Origin of the sequence: Parasutterella muris, from assembly GCF_943193095.1 — a bacterium.
Lineage (GTDB): Bacteria > Pseudomonadota > Gammaproteobacteria > Burkholderiales > Burkholderiaceae_F > Parasutterella > Parasutterella muris.
Genome location: NZ_CALPCV010000013.1, coordinates 31,376 through 47,807, shown reverse-complemented (window position 1 = coordinate 47,807; position 16,432 = coordinate 31,376). Strand labels below are relative to the sequence as shown.

Sequence of the window (16,432 nt, the reverse complement as noted above, 5' to 3'; positions counted from 1 at the left end):
TTCGCATTTAGTAGTGAGCTAGTTATAGAGCATCTGTTCAGAGATTCCTTAAAAATTCTTACTGTTAGGAGGAGATTGAGATTTTCTTTAGAGAGGATGGATGAGTTTGAAAATTTAAGTTCTTATGAAGATAGTAGAACAAAGTGGGAAACTTTGCCAGCAAGAAAAATTTAAACCACAACTGAATAGGTGTCCATTTCCAACTTACATATCCATCTTTTATGAATTTTTTAATTTCACAAGACCATAGAAAAACAAAATCTTTTTTATGATCCGAATCTAAACGATCAAGATTCCATTGATATGAGCCATTCTGAAGAATAGGCAAGGCTTTTTTTATCCGTATAGAGTTAGATCCGTATTTTTCAAAATATCGAATAATTTCTGCCCATTCCTTACATAGAAAGTCAACTTTTTCCTTACTATTAACAGAGGAATTTGCATTATCTGTACGATATCTGATAATTGGAGTATCTATAAACATGATCTTAGACGCCTTTAGGTAACACTTAAAAGCGAAAGAAGTGTCCTGAAAGCTTGCTCCAGGAGTTGTAAGAAATTCAATTTGATTTTTTTTTAAAAAATCAGTTTTATATATTGCACACCAAATTGAAGGTCCTCCAATGAATACCTCTAAGACTTCTTTCGAAGAAAAAATTTTATCGTTAGGGATCCAACTTTTTTTACAATTCCATTCTTTCTTTTGATTGAAAGAAATGTAGTACCCTCTACAAATATCAAGATCATGTTTTTCAGCAGCAGATAGTAGCGTAGCAAAACCATTAACAAACGCTAAGTCATCAGGTTCCAATATGCCTACATACTTAGTCTTAACCTGCCGTAGTGCAATGTTTAAAGAGTCCCCGTAGCCTGAATTTTCCTTATCTATTATCGAAAGATTCGGCATTATTTTAATAAATTTTTTTAGGATATCTAATGAATTATCTTTAGAACCGTCATTAATAGCGATTATCTTGAAGGATTGACTATCCAAGCTGCGAGAATCTTTCAGACTATTTAAAGCATCTTCGAGATAGAGTGCATTGTTATAGCAGGGTATAAGAATTGTTAAATCCATTTTATTTAAATATATAGGTATATACAGTTCTAAGAAAAATATATGTTTTACTTCCTCGTGGGAAAATTTTTAAGAGAATCCTTTTAATCCGTAAAAGTAATTTATTTGTATCTAACGGTTCCGTTGTTATTTTGTCACGTATTAGTCTGTTTTGTAAAATAGGAAATTCGTTCATGACTGCCGACAATTGCGAATCATTTCTGAATTTATTTAAATCCCATAACGAGCTATCCTGGGAGCCTTCTATAAATTCAAAAGTTCTAATGGACTCTTTTGGACGTTTAATTTTTGTTCCATTCATGACAGCCATAGCCCAAAACCAGATGTCATCACCAGTAGGACATAGTCTTTCATATAAGCTTCGATCAAAAACTTTTTTGTCGAGACAATGAGGCGGGTAAAGAACTCCGCCAAGTCCAGTTAAGAAGTTAAGGTAAGAAGCGTTAGAGGCTTTGAATTCATGCTGTTGTTTCCAAGCTTGATAAGATAAGAGCTTACCTTCTTTTAATCTAATCCAGTGACATCTGTTGCAGTGAATCGTCTCTCTCTCTCTTAAGTAAGACCTATAAAGAACCTCGATTAAATTTGGTGGATAAATAACGTCATCATCAACTGTGATGATAATTTCTTCCGGAAAATCTATCAAAGCGGGAATTAATTTTTTGTATGAACGAAGATTGTCACACCATCTAATTTGAAAAATGTTATTTTGCAATCTTTCGATTTCTTCTGGGATGACTTTGTCTGGAAACTCTTCTTGGGCTAACCATAAAATAATTTTGTCTGGTTTAACGGTCTGATGCAGAATAGAATTCACAACTCTATCAACTGTTTTAATTCTTTTGGGATAAGAAGTTAAAGAGATAATGATTTGAGGCTCTCGTTGTTTTTGCTTATTGACAAGCTGAATCGAGTTTGCCAGTGATCTGAGAGTTAGTTCTCTCTGTTTTTTAAAGTAAGGAAGAAAATTATTTTCTAATTTTTTTTCTACATAGCTAGCATCAATCTCTAGCCTTTCAGAGATAGTTTTCAAAATTATCTTTCGAGCGTCCCAACGTAATGGAAGAAGGCTCATCCGTTGGAATATGAGCGAATAAATTAAAAAAGTATCCAAGGATTGATATGAAATTATCTTTTTTGTGATTGAGGAGCTATGTTGTAAGTAAAAATAGGAGCATTTAAAAGTAACTGCAATTTGATTTGCTAGAAAAATCGCAGGAATTGAGAAATAGTTATCCTCAGAAGGTGAATTCAATGTCAAATAAAAGATATTGTTACTCTGAAGAAAACTCTTCTTGTAAAGTTTGTTACAGCTTACTCCAGTTGTACGAACGATCTTTGCACGATCCTCTAAAGAAAAAAGCTCTCCTACGAAATTTTTTGGGAGACCAACATCTTTCTCTTTAAGATAGTTCCCATAATCTAACAAAACTGACGAGGTGGCAGCTATATCAGAACGTGTTCGAAGAGCAAGACAGAGCAACTCACTGATAAAGTTCTCACTGATTCTGTCGTCAGAGTCTAGAAAGCAAACAAACTCTCCTGAAGACTTATCTAAGCCAAGGTTTCTGGCTGCTCCCGGACCTTTGTTGTCTTGCTCTAATATCACTAGATTAGGAGCACGTTCTTTTAAAGCCTTAAGCAATTCAAGACTCTTATCAGTGGAGCCATCATCGATACAGATAATTTCTAAGTTCTCATAATCTTGAAGTAGAACTGATTCCAGGCACCTCTCAATAAAAGGAGCCGAGTTATACACAGGAATAATTATGGATACCAGAGGTTTTTCTTTCATTTAGATCAAGCCTAAAAATATTTAAAGTTTTTAAGTAAGGTTTTGATAATGAGGCGTGGCTCTCTTTTTTTTCCGGTGATAATTAAGAAAATTGCAAACTTATTTTGATCGTAAAAGAATGAGGACTGTTTATCTGTTATTCCAAAAAAATTTTCGATAAGAGGGAGATATCGTAACTTCACTCCTGGCATTGAACTAAAAGGTAGCGAACAAAATTGCCAAACCGTGAAAGTCATCACATAATTAAGAAAATCCCGCTCAAGACGACAATAAACCCTTTCCCTGAAAAGAAAATCCTTGACAGCAATTAAAGCTTGAATAAAATTTGTCCACGACTTCTGCCTTGTTACAGAAAGTGAGCTCGAACTGATCCTATGAAAAACAAGAGAGTTTTTTGTTATGGAAATGGAAGATGCTAGGAACATTGCAGAGAACACAAACAACAAATCATTTGTTGTCCTTAGTTCCTGAAAATAAAGAGACTTTTTTTTGATTAGTTCTTTTTTAATTAATTTATCCCATGGCCACCAAATAAAAGCTGAAAAAATATCTTTTCTTATTTCACTCAGCTTGAATTTACGTTCTCTTGGAAGTAAATCAAATCTAATGCAGTTTTTTTGCGTCCAATAATTTTCTTCAACCCCATCTTCGAATGCATAACTCTTCATAACCACTACATCAGAATTGTCTTCTATGGCCAGGGAAAAAGCCTCTGACAATGCTTCAGTGGAAAGAAAATCGTCTGCATCAAGAAAAAGAACATAGTCTCCTTTAATGTAATCGAAAGCTAAGTTTCTGGCCTTTCCCGCCCCTCCATTTGGCTGAGAAAGCAAAATCACTCTCTCATCATTTTCTGCTATCGAACTGACTATATTCGTTGAATTATCTGTAGAGCCATCGTCAACACAGATTATCTGAATATCTGTCAGAGATTGTGAAATGACAGACTCTAGGCACCTTCTTATATAAGCCTCACTGTTAAAGTAAGGGATAACTACGGTGACTTTATATTGGGAAAACAAGTTAAGTACCTCTATAAAATCTAAATATAGGAAAAATGCAATATACAGAGAATTGCCATTTAATCGGTATAAAACACATCCCTTGTATAGACTTTATAACGTACATCTTCTAATGAATGATCCCATCTATTTGCTAAAATAACATTTGATACTTTTTTAAACTGAGATAGATCCTGGAGAACTTTTTTCCCTTGATACAAAGTAGATCTTAGCGTAGGCTCATAAATAATAATTTCTATGCCTCTTTTGGACAGGTTTTCGATAATATCAAAAATTGCAGATTCCCTGAAATTATCAGAATTCCTCTTCATGACAAGTCTAAATATTCCAACTACTTGAGGATTTAAATTGATAACCTGTTGAGTGATAAATTCTTTCCTAACTCGGTTTGAGCCAACTGTTGCACCAATAAGTTCCTGAGGAATCTTCTGATAGTTAGATAGGAGCTGTTTCGTATCTTTAGGCAAACAGTAGCCCCCATAGCCAAAAGAGGGATTGCAATAATCACCGCCAATCCTCGGATCTAAACAAACTCCTTCTATTATTTTTTTTGTATTGAGGTTTTCTGTCAAGGCGAAAGTGTCCAACTCATTAAAGAAACTGATCCTCATTGCCAAGTAGGTATTTGAAAAAAGTTTTATCGCTTCAGCTTCTGTAGGGCCAGTAAATAAGCAAGGAACGTTTTTTTTCTCAGCTGCATCCAAAAGCAACTTTGCAAATTTTTCGCTAGCAACTCGATTCCCACCCACAACGATTCGAGAGGGGAAGAGATTGTCTTGCAATGCGAATCCCTCTCTAAGAAATTCTGGTGAAAAAATAACGTTTGAATATCCTTCTGTATTAATTTTGTTAGTAAATCCAACAGGAACGGTAGATTTAATAACGATCGTTCCCTTAAATTCCAAATTAGATGCTAGAGAAATCACTTGTTCAACAGAAGAGGTATCAAAGTTGTTGGTCTGAGGATCATAATTTGTCGGAGTCGCAATAATTAGAAAGTCAGCATCTTTTAGGGCTAGTTCAGCGTCAAGGGTAGCCAGAAGATTCAACTTTTTATTGGAGAGAAAACTCTGCAACTTCGCATCAACAATGGGACTAATTTTCTTATTAATTAACTCAACTTTTTTTTCCAAAACATCAACTGCTACCACTTCATTTTTCTGAGCAAGGAGTACAGAAAGAGACAGTCCCACGTACCCTGTACCAAAAACAGCTATTTTCATTTTTTGCTTTCTGCTTGAATCAGTTAAATATTTTGTCATTGTAACCTAAAAGTCGGGTAAAGGGCTCATTAGACATTTAGACTCTAGGTCTGACGAATGACTAATCCGAATTCTTAGAAGAAATTATTCAAAAAAATTCATTAATTATCTAAAAAAGCTTGCTTAATATCGTGGTATATAGGTGTAACTATAAGAGCAATATTAGGAGATAATTATGGCTTGACCTCAATCAGAGACACCAAAGGAACTCACTCCGATAATCCGAGCTAAGAGAAAGGACGGGTGGTCTTAGGTTCAAAGAGTTGTCTGCGTCTATGACCCTAAGATCAAAAACAGTCAAAGAACTTCAACAGAAACTCTCGCAAGCGGCCCTAGGGCGAATCCAACTTGGAGGAATTAGTTCCTTTAGATCTGCGTAGAAAAAAAAGAGCTCTAAAGGTGAAATAATAGTGGCTCCTGCAAAAGAACTGTCTGCCCCCAGAGATGAAAATCGGGTTATTTATTCACTTGAAATTGTCTTCGGCGTCATTCTTCTTGCTGCGATGGAAGGAAAGACGTCATGCGCTGAAATTGCATAATATTGGAGTAACAGCCGTCCCCTGCTCAAGAAGATATTCCCGAATTACCCGGGCAGTAATATTTTTCACGACACGGTCAGACATATCACGGTGATTATCGGGAAGGATAAAAACTCCGTCCTGATTAATCAGTTTGTGCAGATACTTCAAAGCAGGTTATCCCATCCCGTAGTTGCAGTAGACGGACAAGCTGTCAGAGCCTCACGGAATAAATTCGAACATTCGCCGTATGTTTTGAAGATTATGGACACGAACAATGAAATCATTTTGGCCCGGCTGGTTATTGCCGAGAAGAAAAGTGAAATCACCTGTGCTTCAAAACTTATCAGCACACTGGACATTAGCGGAGTCATTACTACTGCTGATGCGTTGAATACTCAAAGAGAATTTGCAGCTCAAATCATCGAATCCAAAGCTGACTACAGTCTTGCTCTTAAAAAGAATCAGGATCTGATCTACAAACAGGTCTGTGACGTCTTTGAATTGGGATCTCATGACTACAAGTCAGCAGCCACCTCCGTTACCGATAAAGGTGAAAAATCGTCAAACGAAAGACGCAGGTTCTGCTGCCTAATCTACTCCTAAGAGAGAATGTCAAGAGATGGGTTGACCTTGAGGAAGGCTGTATTGTTAAAGCCGTCACAGATACCGTTGTAAAAAACACCGGAGAAATCCTTGATCCCAGGTTCGTTACTACATCTCCTCGCTCAGATTAGAGAGACGAAACGTCGAGACAGCATTGCAGAGAGCGATACGGCAGCACTGGGCAATTGAAAATAAAGGGCATTGGGCTCTTGACATGGCCTTCGATCAGGATCGGCTTCAGTACACAAATGCTTAGTACCTGGCCTGAAGGACCATGCTGAATAATATCGCTCTTAACTCCACTACAAAAATCCAAACACAGATAAAAGAAAAAAACGCAATGGATGCGCCTTCAAATCCCATGTTAAGAAACTAGCTTAACAAAGTTGAAGATATGCTCGCTGCAATGAATGGGTGTATCTTGAGATGATCTGATAGGCCTTTCTTAATTGAGAAGGCCTATTTCATGATCTATCGCTTTAAATTTGGAGCGTCGAACCCGGATAAATTGAATCTGACGAAATCTGAGCTAGCCTATGGTAAATAGCTGAAATTTTATATTTCATTATTATTTCTTACTAAAATATAAAGAGCAAATCTCTTTAGGATCGCCAATCATTTTCACCTCCCCCCTTTCAAGCCATAGAACCTTATTGCAACATCGCTCTATTAAGCTTCTAGAATGGCTGGCAATCACAAGTATGTTCGCCCTTTCGATAAGCCCGTTTAATCTTTGTTCAGCTTGGTTTTTGAAACTCTCATCACCTACTGATAACCACTCATCCATTAACAGGATGTCAGGAGTGATCATTGTTGATACTGCAAAAGCCAATCGGAGATGCATACCAGTTGAATAGGTTCTAACTGGCATTTCAATGAAATCTCCTAATCCGGAAAATTTAACAATACCATCTAGTTCATGGTCAACAGTCTCTTTTGGAATGCCCAACAGAGCTGCTCGAATATATATATTCTCTACACCCGTAGCTTCAGGATCAATTCCAAGCGAAATTCCAATCAATGAACCAATTTTTCCAACTATAGTGGCAGAACCGAACGTAGGTTGGTAGACCCCACTTAGAACTCTCAACAAGGTGCTCTTGCCTGCCCCGTTGTGGCCTATAATCCCAAGTCGAACTTGTGTTTTAATTTCCAGATTAATATTCGATAAAGATCGAACAATTGTTTTTCCCGATTCTGTTAATCCAATACGGCCTCCGGTAGCAATACCTAGTACCTTTTTTTTAAGAGAGCGCCCCTGTGAATTAAAAATTGGGATATCCACAGTCACATCCTTTAAATTGATATAAGCCATTTATTTCTATAACCAATAAGCAATTCGTTTTTTATAATGATTAAATAAAATTATCGTTACAGCCCAACCTAATACTGCCACTAATATCGATACAATCCAATTAAGCATGGAAGGCTGATTATTCATCAACGGAGCTCGCACATTAGATAAAATATGGTAGACAGGGTTTAATTCAACAAATATGGAGGCAACCCTCGCAGACACTTGGTTAGGCATCCAGATAATTGGAGTGACGTAGAACAGAATTTGTAGAATGCTCTTCACAATCTGCGCTAAGTCCCTATATCTTGTACACACTATACCTAAGGCTAAACTTACCCATGATAAGTTTAACAAAACAAGAATAATGCCAGGTATAGAAAGAAAACAATTTAAACCCAATGCTCTCCCTGTCACAAAACAGACAACAGGGAAAATTACAATGTTATGTAAAAAAATATAAAAGTTCCTAATGACTAATTGCTCCACATAAGTGAACAGGGGCAACGGAAGTTGTTTTATTGATGCCTCAGATTGGACGAAGACGTCGCATGAATCACTAATTGTCGAAGAAATAAAGTTCCACAAAATTAATCCCGCAGCAATAAAGGGGAGAAATTCGGAAAGGGGTGACTTAAAGATTTTCCCAAAAATAAATCCTATAGTTGTAATAGTTACCGCAGTTGAAATGGTGATCCAAAAGGGGCCAAGAGTTGAGCGTCTATAGCGCCGTTTAATTTCGGACTTTGCAAGTAATAGAGGAAGTTGGATATCCGAAATTCCTTCCTTTACATCTTCAAATCCTTGCCAATTTTTATATTCCGTTCCAAGCGCCACAACAAATCCTTCTAGGACAAAACTGAAAGAAATATAATATTATAAAACCAACTGACTCAGAGACAGCGAAGCGTCTGAAACCGTAATAGGGTAACAATAAAAACTTCGCCAACAAGTAGCGCAACTTCAACATTTAATTCTGGATAGTCGTCTAATAGGCCACTTCATTGACCAATTCACTAAAATTGTCGTTTGACACACCCAGGCCCGCACAAAAAGGCTTATGCAAAGTAATTATTTCATTCATCCATCAGATTACTAAATCAGTCGTTGTAATATCTTCATTCAATCGATTTAACCAAATTATCCATCGAGATTCCTCCAGTTAAGTCGCCTTCTAAGACTTTGAGCGAAATCTTCAACGCCCTGCGAAACCGCACAGCACAAGCCAGCAGACCTCTACCAATACGACAGAACTTTATTAAGACAGAAACCATACCACATAAATCCAAAACACAATCTCTGGAACCCCGGCAATCGTCAAGCACTTTAGGGTAGAGTTTTTCTCTAGTCTTGCGAAGCAAGACTCCTCTCCATAACTTTTTGATTATCTAGGTATCTTGTTCAAGGTTAAATGCGTCTGCTGCAGCATACAGAAGAGGCCAATCTACCAATCTCTTCAGGCTGTTCCAAGAATCTCATTTGATTCTATTTGCCTACCATGAACTTCAAGATCAGTCCGCCCGTGCCCCTTAAAATTAGATGGCTGTAAAGCTAATTGTGTCTGCCGGGCTGTTGAGCGGGCCTTTCGGCTTTCTCATGCTTAGTTGTAGACGATTGTGCTCGAACTGTAAGTTAAATCTCTAGATCCCTTTGGGCAATGAAGATTTCGCAACCCCTGCTATTTTCGGGTTGTATGGTTTATTGCTGATAAGAACAGCTCTAACAATCCGTAAAAGCTTTGCAGCAACGGCGCATACAAGCTTTCCCCACGGCATTTTCTCTTTTTGTTTCTTTAGAATCCACTTCGTTAATTACTTGGACCCCAATGTTCCTTTGGTAGCCATAATGACTACACACCCTGCGCCTTGCACCATTAGGGATCTCATTGTTTTGTCTCCTCGATGGGTAATTTTTCCCTTCTTCTCGTTGTACCCCGTAGCAATGCTTCTCGGTACCAAGCCATAATAGGCAGGAAAATCTTTAGGAGTTTTGAATCTCCTGATATCTCCGATGGTTGCACGCAGTCTGCTGCTGTAGATCGGTCCTAGCCCTGGAATCGTTTGAATTAGTTGGCAGACTTTATCGTTTTTTGCTAACTCCTCCAGAGTGTTAGTGATTTTATTTAAGACCTTTTGAGTTGTTTGAGCGTGTGTGACCATGTCAACAAGTCCCGCTCTCAGCTCTTCTGGAAATGCCACATAACTCTCGATCAGGTCTATCAGTCGAGCTTTTCCGCTGATCCCTTTCGATATATCCAGTCCCCAGGCTTGACAAATCCCTTTTAAAGACACAATGGTCTGTCTATATTGCTTGATATATTGTTCCCGTAGCGTTGTTAAGCTCGCGTACTTTTGTTGCTCCGGATCTTTGGCTTTGATCGTTCTCAGTTGTGTATCTTTGGCTAGAAAAGCCACTGCTTGAGCATCATTTAAATCAGTTTTTTGACTTGAAAAATGAGATTCAATGTAATCCCGCACATTCTTGCCGCTGATAACCAAGCAGCGATGTCCCCAACCCTCTAACTTTTGGACTAAATAATTCATTTCAGTGCACGGCTCCATGGCGAATATCGTAGGGCTTAGCTCTTGTGCGCTCTTCTCAAGCTCCGGATAGTCAAGGCGATCAATACCGATCACTTCACCATCTGTTGTTAACAGAACGGCACTGACACAATTCTTGGCCAAATCAATACCAATGACTTCATATTCGAGGTCGGGGTCGATCGTTTTTGCGAGTATCCTACTAACTGACATGGAATCACCTTTAATGAGAAAGTTATCACTTCCATTTTGCTCCCTCGATCTCGTTGGGAGCAAAGGGGTTCCATGTCATTAATTTACGAAATTCGAAATAGATTTAACCCCTATTTAATAATTCCTCCCTTTCCAGATAGATAAATTATCTTTTGTTAACAATCAATTACATGAAATTTTTAATAATTTTGCGGAACCTTTAATTCATCAATTTACAAAAATTTAATTACAAATATTCAATTAATTACTTCTATCCGAATTTTATATATTCAAAGTTAATTTTCAAAATTTTGACCCAAAATATCTGTTTTTTATTTTTCTAACCCTCTGTACAGTTCGATTCGTCAGCGAGACGGCTAGCGCAAAAGGATTCCCCGATGCAAACGCCGTCTCAGCGAAACGATGCTTAGATCTCCTCGGATTTCACAAAGCCTGTTTCGTAAGACCGGGACTTGGAGCTGCATGCAGCTCTGTTTTAAAGAAGCTCGCTTTTTTAAACAAACGAGAAACGGCCGAGTGTCATCACAGAAAGTTTTCTTTCATGAATGTGAACGATGCTCGAGAGATTCACTCCTATCTTCGATGAGTAGAGGCTCTGAGAAATGGAGGTACATCTCTTGACAGTGAGCCTTGAGCGAATCAAGTCTTCGGACCACGATTCAACCGAAAGTTGTTTATAAACACTTTCACGTCGATCTCACTCGGGAAAAATGCAACAGCAAATTTTCTGACAAGAGGTCAAAAAAGGTCGGCATAGTTCGACCGATTAACTAATGCTGCTCTAGGCAAACTTTTTTTTGAACCCGGGTAGACAATCGGCAGTCTGTCTACCACTTGGTAATAAGGATAGATATATGAACGAAGATACAGCTCTGCTGTTTCCGGCTCAGGCTGCGAACTTACAAAGTTCGTTTCCGGAGAGGACTGATGATGATCGGAAAGTCCGGATCGCGTGATTGACCGCTGTGAACGATTGGAAAACATTAAAGGATCTTCTTCCGAACTTCGGCCAAGAGTCTGAGTTGTAATTCTCAGAGAAACCTTTGTCAGGACTAATGTTTCCTCATCTTCGGACTCGGAAAATCCGAAGACGGAATATTAGCTAGGCGTAAAACCTACTGTTCACCCGGCCATTAGTCGAAAGATATACAGCTGACAATCTTTCTCATTTGAAAAATTACCTATTAGTGTATCTAACTTATTACCTGCGAATGTCCGGCGGTGTTTTTCACCGCCGACCATTCCAAAACAGGCAACAAGATACTCAAAAGTAGATCGTTATTAACCATAATAATTTTGAAAATACGATAATTAGACATGTTAAATATTTCTTATCAGCTTGAGATAAACAGTATTTTTTTGTTTTGATATTAATTAAAGGTAGTCCTTATGATTCAGAACATTAATAAAAGTTGTCTTGGCACCGGCCTAATTTTCGGCATTTGGGACGTCAACATGCTTTGTATCGCATATGAGTATCGATTTAACAACAGACTGATAAACCCGCCCACGCAACTGCTTGAACCTACGAGTCCTATGATTTTGTCCGCTTCAATTCCATTCTCCTTGCTGCAGCTCGAGGAGCTGCCGACGGTAAGCTACGTTGAAACAAAGAAACAGCGTCCTTCAAGACATATGCTTCACGCCTTGATCCACGCGTATTCTTTGAACGACAAGGTCAGCATCGACAAATACGAAAACGATATCGAGCGCCTTGTCCCGTCTTTGAAGAAGGGCTCCTCACGTTTAATGAGCACTGTCAGAAATTGGGCATTTATATACTATGCGCTTCAAGCCAGGTGCAGCAACAGAATGATCAGCGCGATGCTCTTTGACTTGAGCGGCTCTCAATGGCGCTCCCTGCAGGCGCGCTTTCTGAAGCATATCAACGAATCCGAATCCTCGGAACTTTCCAATCCTTGTTGGGACGAAATTTCTGGTCGTATTTGGAAGTGCTGTACAAGCTCAAACTTTAAATGTTCAGAAGTTACAGGCTGCTTCGATTTTCTGGACTCAACATTAAAGCTCAGAGGAAGTAAGACGTTCAACACAAATGAACTGATAAACCTCATGAAGCTTTGGAATACCAATCTATCTTCCAGGTCACAGCGCCCTGATTCGTACTTTAAAGGAGATTTCTCTCAATTTTTGAAGATCTACTCTAAAGGTCTTATGGGTAAGCACTTCAGCTTGACACATAAAGTGATTAGGAAGGACGGAACTGCTCGCACGATTGTTGAGCCGAATATTTACGGCCAAAAGATTCCTGCCAACGTTGTGAATAAAGACTCGGTGTATTTCTTCATGGGGTTTGCTGCATGTCTGGCTGTACTCTGCATGAAAAAATACGATCTGTCTGAAAAGAGTGCCGCTTTGGTCTCGCTTTACACGCTTAAACACTCGCCATTCTTTAATTATCAGCCTGGCAAAACTTCAAAACAGTCATCCCTGTGGCCGCAGTTCATCAATAACAACCATCTGGTTGCAATTATTTCCAAGGTCCAGTCTTTTCTGAATTACTTGAAACAAAGTGCGCATCACGACGGCCCGTTCGATTATTGCGCCTGGGCGCTCAAAGGATTTCCCGATAAATGGAGTGAAAAGTATTTAAACCAAATTCCCTCAACAGAAAAAAATTCTGAACTGATTAAAAACTTCTGCGGAAGTTTTAACAAAAAACACTTAAAGAACACGTCACATAATCCGCATCGGCACTAAGGTCTTTCAATGAATCACCGTCTTTCCGCTTGTCTACAGCCGCTTCTGCCTTTAGAAGTCACTTCTCTCGACAGTTTCGAGAGAATGATTTCTGCATGGGCGGACAATGACACGCTGCCAACAGCTGTTGAACTGATTTCTTCGATAGCCAGGCGGGTTCAGCGGCTTCCGCTCTCTGACGGGGATTCATTTAAAGAACCCCTTGGTTATTTTAATTTTGCGCTGATGAGTGCTTCTCAGGCACTCTATATCCTGAGAGACACAATTCTCTATTTCCATCTTCCACTTAAGGACAGAGAACAAGCCATCCTTTCCATTAAGCTCGCAGTGGTGATTATGGCTTTCTATAATCCGCTCCCTGCTCTAATCCGCTCCTTCATTATGCGTTCCAATAGCGAAGACGTGTTTGACTTTTCCGAGCGCCTGTATGATTTCTTTAAACGAAATGACGGATGCACTCTGTCTTTGCTGCGCAATAGCGGCTGCAATGACCGTGACGTTTCTGCGCTCGCCCTTTTAATCGTCTGCCAGGATGTTTCCGAAAACATCTGGCGACTCATCCGTGCGGGCGGTGACAACGATTTGATCCCGTGTATTCATTCCTTTATCACGCTGAATATCCGTGACTACAAAGAGCACTACAGCGGCGTCACCGATGCGGTTCACCAAGCGCAGACTCTGGTCATTCAGAAAGATCTGGAGCGCCGTTTAGCCAGCGGTCCCGCAGGAAGCGCTTCTTTCACAACCGTATTTGCGATCGCTATCAACACGCTCTTCGAAGAAGAGCTGAGCGAATACTCCGGTGCTAATCATCAGGAGTATGTGCATTTCTATGAAGGTGAGGTTTTCGTCACAGAAAAGTTCTTCAACTTGGTCCACTCCAAACTCAAGCAGCTTTTCCCGACAATTGATTGGGATCGCATCAATTCCATCTCCGGCGCTGTCCAGTGCGGTATTTTTGAATTGGAACCTTCCGGTCAGATGTTCACTACGCGCAGCGATAAAAAGTCCGACGCAGACACCAGATTCGTTCGCTCTCTTCGCTTAATCAATCCGCAGTGTTATTTTGCGCCGAATTCCGAGTGGTTCAAAAAGTATCAGGATCACTGTAGCACTTTAAAGAAAAAGATGGCAAAGGGTCGTGAACTTCCGATCATTTCTAAGCAGGAGATCGCCGAAGAAAGAGCGACGATCTGCACGAAGGAACACCGCATGGCATATCCTGTGGGACCGCTTACTGAAAAAGCGATGAGAGACAACAATTTCTTTAGTTCTCTATTTTTAAACGTCCTTCGCGAGAAGAGCCGCGAAGATCAAAAGGCTCGCATGCAGAAGAAGAATATGCGTTCGAGTATCTTCTGGGCAACCGCAAAGAAGAATTCCGAAGAAAGCGAAAAGCGCTATAAGGAAGAAGCGGCTAAATATACGACCGAGATTCAGTTGGGAGCAGGAAAGCGCCTCTCTGAGAAGCTTCTTCCCAAAAGAAAGTCCAGTGAACAAAAGTCCGATCCTACGTCTGCAGAAGCTGAAGCATCCTCTTCTAATTGTCCTTCCTCAGCGCCTGAAGAGGCTGAAGGCAAAACGGATGTTGTTAAGACATGCGCTGCGGAACCTTCTGCTTCTGTTAATGCTCCCGCTTCTGATGCAAAGCCCAATGCCGCAGGCAGCGAAGAAGATAAGGCGGACGTTTCCGGTGAATCCTCTTCTTGCAATGCTTCTGAATCACAAGTGGAAGAAACTGAATTCCCTAACATTCTGAACCGCCTTAGCCTTTCTCTTAAATATCTGTTTGCTCCGTCTCAAGACGTAGTTGATCAGATTGCCGGCTCCTGTGTCAGTTTAAAGGGTGAGAGTCCGACGAATTACGGTTCTGACAGCATCGACAGTGATACTGAGAACTCCATTGTCTGCTCTTCTAATGGTCTGTCCGCAGCTTCGCAGAACGCAGAAGCAGTTTCTGCTTCTGCGCCTAAGACCAGCGCCGAAGTTCGTCAGACTTTATCTTCCCCACAGTCTGAAGTCTCTGCCGACGGCCTTGCCGCCAAAGTGACTCAAACAGAACTTAACAGTCCTGTTAACGCGGAGAAGACCGATACACGAGTGGTCTGCAAAGCTGCCGCAGAAACAGATAAGGACATAGAAGCGTCAACTCAGACAAAGACTTCTAGCCCTGTTCCTTCTGAATGTGTCACCGCGTCTATGGTTTCTGATAAAGCGCCTGTTGATGCGGCCGCAACTGACGTTTCTGCAAAAGAACAGCCCACAATTAATCCTTCGAACAAGGATGAAGACTTGTATTTTGATCCGGTCCCGCAGTCCCTTAAAGGTTCTGCTCGCCTCGAGGCTTCTGATAAAGCTGCGGATACTGCTGCCTCGTCTGAAGCAGTCTCAAAGAAAACAGAGACTACCGTTAGCACTCTGTCTTCAAACGATCAAATGGAAACAACTTCACTTCTCAAAGCGAAGATCGATACTCCTGCTGCTTCTGATAGTGCGTCTTACGCTCAAGCGATTAGTAAGAATGCTTTAGCTGAAGACTCTGAATTAGGGGAAGAGTATGTTTCTGAAGATGAGGAGTACAACGATGAGCCGGATGCGGTCAGCGGTTTAAGCGCGCTTGGGGATGAGGATCAAGACGAATTCTCAATCGAGCTGCCCTCGGTTTATGCAGAAGTCGATCCCGGCGCCGAACCTGAAAACAATTGTCCTCAATCCTTTAATACTCAGGAGTCCGTCGATTCTGACGAGAAAGCGTCTGGCTTCGCTCACAGTAAATCCGCAGCAAGCAGTGCCGGTAAAAGTGCGAACGCAGCCTGCAGCACTGCTGCTCAGGAAGCCGTCAAAACGTCTGTCATTAAAAGTCCTAGCGCTCCTGCAAAGACTAAGACAGCCGGCGCCTCCTCTAAGAAGACTGCCGCTTCTAAAACAAAGTCAGCTTCCGGATCGCAAACCGCCTCCGGCGCTAAAACCACAAAAACGAGCAGCGCTGCGGCCAAGACATCCTCGAAGACGACGAAGGCAACTGGTGCCGCAAAATCGGGCTCTCCCTCTTCAAAGGCCAAGGGAACGACCGGCGCCTCACGAGCAAAACCAGCCGCAACCTCTGCAAAGGCCACTGCCCCTTCTAAGACTCAGTCAAAAGCAGCGGCTTCTAAACCAAATTCGGCAAACAAGAGTGCCGCGGCTAAAAAGAGCACGTCCGCAAAGAAAACCGGCACAAGCACTAAACAAACGAGCGTCGGAAATCAGAAAACCGCTTCAAAAAAGAAACTGAACCCAAAAATCAACCCCGTAACCAATAGCTGATTAACCGTTTAAACATCACTGATCTGTCATGAACTTCGAATTACATCCGAAGCTCTTAGCGAGCATATTGTCTCTAAAAG

At 40.6% G+C, this 16,432-nt stretch carries 11 protein-coding genes; 4 read left to right on the top strand and 7 right to left on the bottom strand.

Translation table 11 applies throughout. The features are described 5' to 3' along the window. Positions 1-64: 64 nt before the first annotated feature. From NFR90_RS06340 to NFR90_RS06325, 4 genes are read right to left on the bottom strand one after another with little or no spacing between them, the layout of a single operon-like run. Positions 65-1,078, bottom strand: a complete 1,014-nt coding sequence (locus NFR90_RS06340; protein ID WP_251451541.1) for a glycosyltransferase — start codon at positions 1,076-1,078, stop codon at positions 65-67. A 1-nt stretch (position 1,079) separates the two neighbouring features. After that, positions 1,080-2,873, bottom strand: a complete 1,794-nt coding sequence (locus NFR90_RS06335) for a glycosyltransferase family 2 protein (RefSeq protein ID WP_251451539.1) — start codon at positions 2,871-2,873, stop codon at positions 1,080-1,082. Between the two features lie 11 nt (positions 2,874-2,884). Beyond that, positions 2,885-3,895, bottom strand: a complete 1,011-nt coding sequence (locus NFR90_RS06330) for a glycosyltransferase family 2 protein (RefSeq protein WP_251451537.1) — start codon at positions 3,893-3,895, stop codon at positions 2,885-2,887. Positions 3,896-3,954: 59 nt separating this feature from the next. Further along, a complete protein-coding gene (locus NFR90_RS06325; RefSeq protein ID WP_251451535.1) occupies positions 3,955-5,118 on the bottom strand; it encodes a nucleotide sugar dehydrogenase in 1,164 nt (387 codons plus the stop codon). A gap of 449 nt (positions 5,119-5,567) precedes the next feature. Here NFR90_RS06325 and NFR90_RS06320 point away from each other — a divergent pair, with 449 nt between their 5' ends. Beyond that, a complete protein-coding gene (locus tag NFR90_RS06320) occupies positions 5,568-5,696 on the top strand; it encodes a transposase family protein (protein ID WP_251451526.1) in 129 nt (42 codons plus the stop codon). A gap of 21 nt (positions 5,697-5,717) precedes the next feature. Beyond that, complete coding sequence (locus NFR90_RS06315; RefSeq protein ID WP_308645417.1) at positions 5,718-6,281, top strand: ISAs1 family transposase; 564 nt, start codon at positions 5,718-5,720, stop codon at positions 6,279-6,281. Between the two features lie 568 nt (positions 6,282-6,849). Here the strand turns inward: NFR90_RS06315 and NFR90_RS06310 are convergent. The 3 genes from NFR90_RS06310 to NFR90_RS06300 form a co-directional block, all read right to left on the bottom strand. Further along, positions 6,850-7,596, bottom strand: coding sequence for an ABC transporter ATP-binding protein (locus NFR90_RS06310; protein ID WP_251451522.1), 747 nt, complete (start codon positions 7,594-7,596; stop codon positions 6,850-6,852). A gap of 6 nt (positions 7,597-7,602) precedes the next feature. After that, positions 7,603-8,412, bottom strand: a complete 810-nt coding sequence (locus NFR90_RS06305; protein WP_251451520.1) for an ABC transporter permease — start codon at positions 8,410-8,412, stop codon at positions 7,603-7,605. A 974-nt stretch (positions 8,413-9,386) separates the two neighbouring features. Next, a complete protein-coding gene (locus NFR90_RS06300) occupies positions 9,387-10,328 on the bottom strand; it encodes an IS110 family RNA-guided transposase (RefSeq protein WP_251451518.1) in 942 nt (313 codons plus the stop codon). Positions 10,329-11,717: 1,389 nt separating this feature from the next. On the opposite strand from NFR90_RS06300, the gene NFR90_RS06295 reads away from it, so the two are divergent. Then, positions 11,718-13,046 carry a hypothetical protein gene (locus NFR90_RS06295; RefSeq protein ID WP_251451516.1) on the top strand — a complete coding sequence of 443 codons (1,329 nt, stop codon included), beginning with the start codon at positions 11,718-11,720 and terminating at the stop codon, positions 13,044-13,046. Positions 13,047-13,055: 9 nt separating this feature from the next. Continuing rightward, positions 13,056-16,352 carry a hypothetical protein gene (locus tag NFR90_RS06290; RefSeq protein ID WP_251451514.1) on the top strand — a complete coding sequence of 1,099 codons (3,297 nt, stop codon included), beginning with the start codon at positions 13,056-13,058 and terminating at the stop codon, positions 16,350-16,352. The last annotated feature ends 80 nt before the right edge of the window (positions 16,353-16,432 follow it).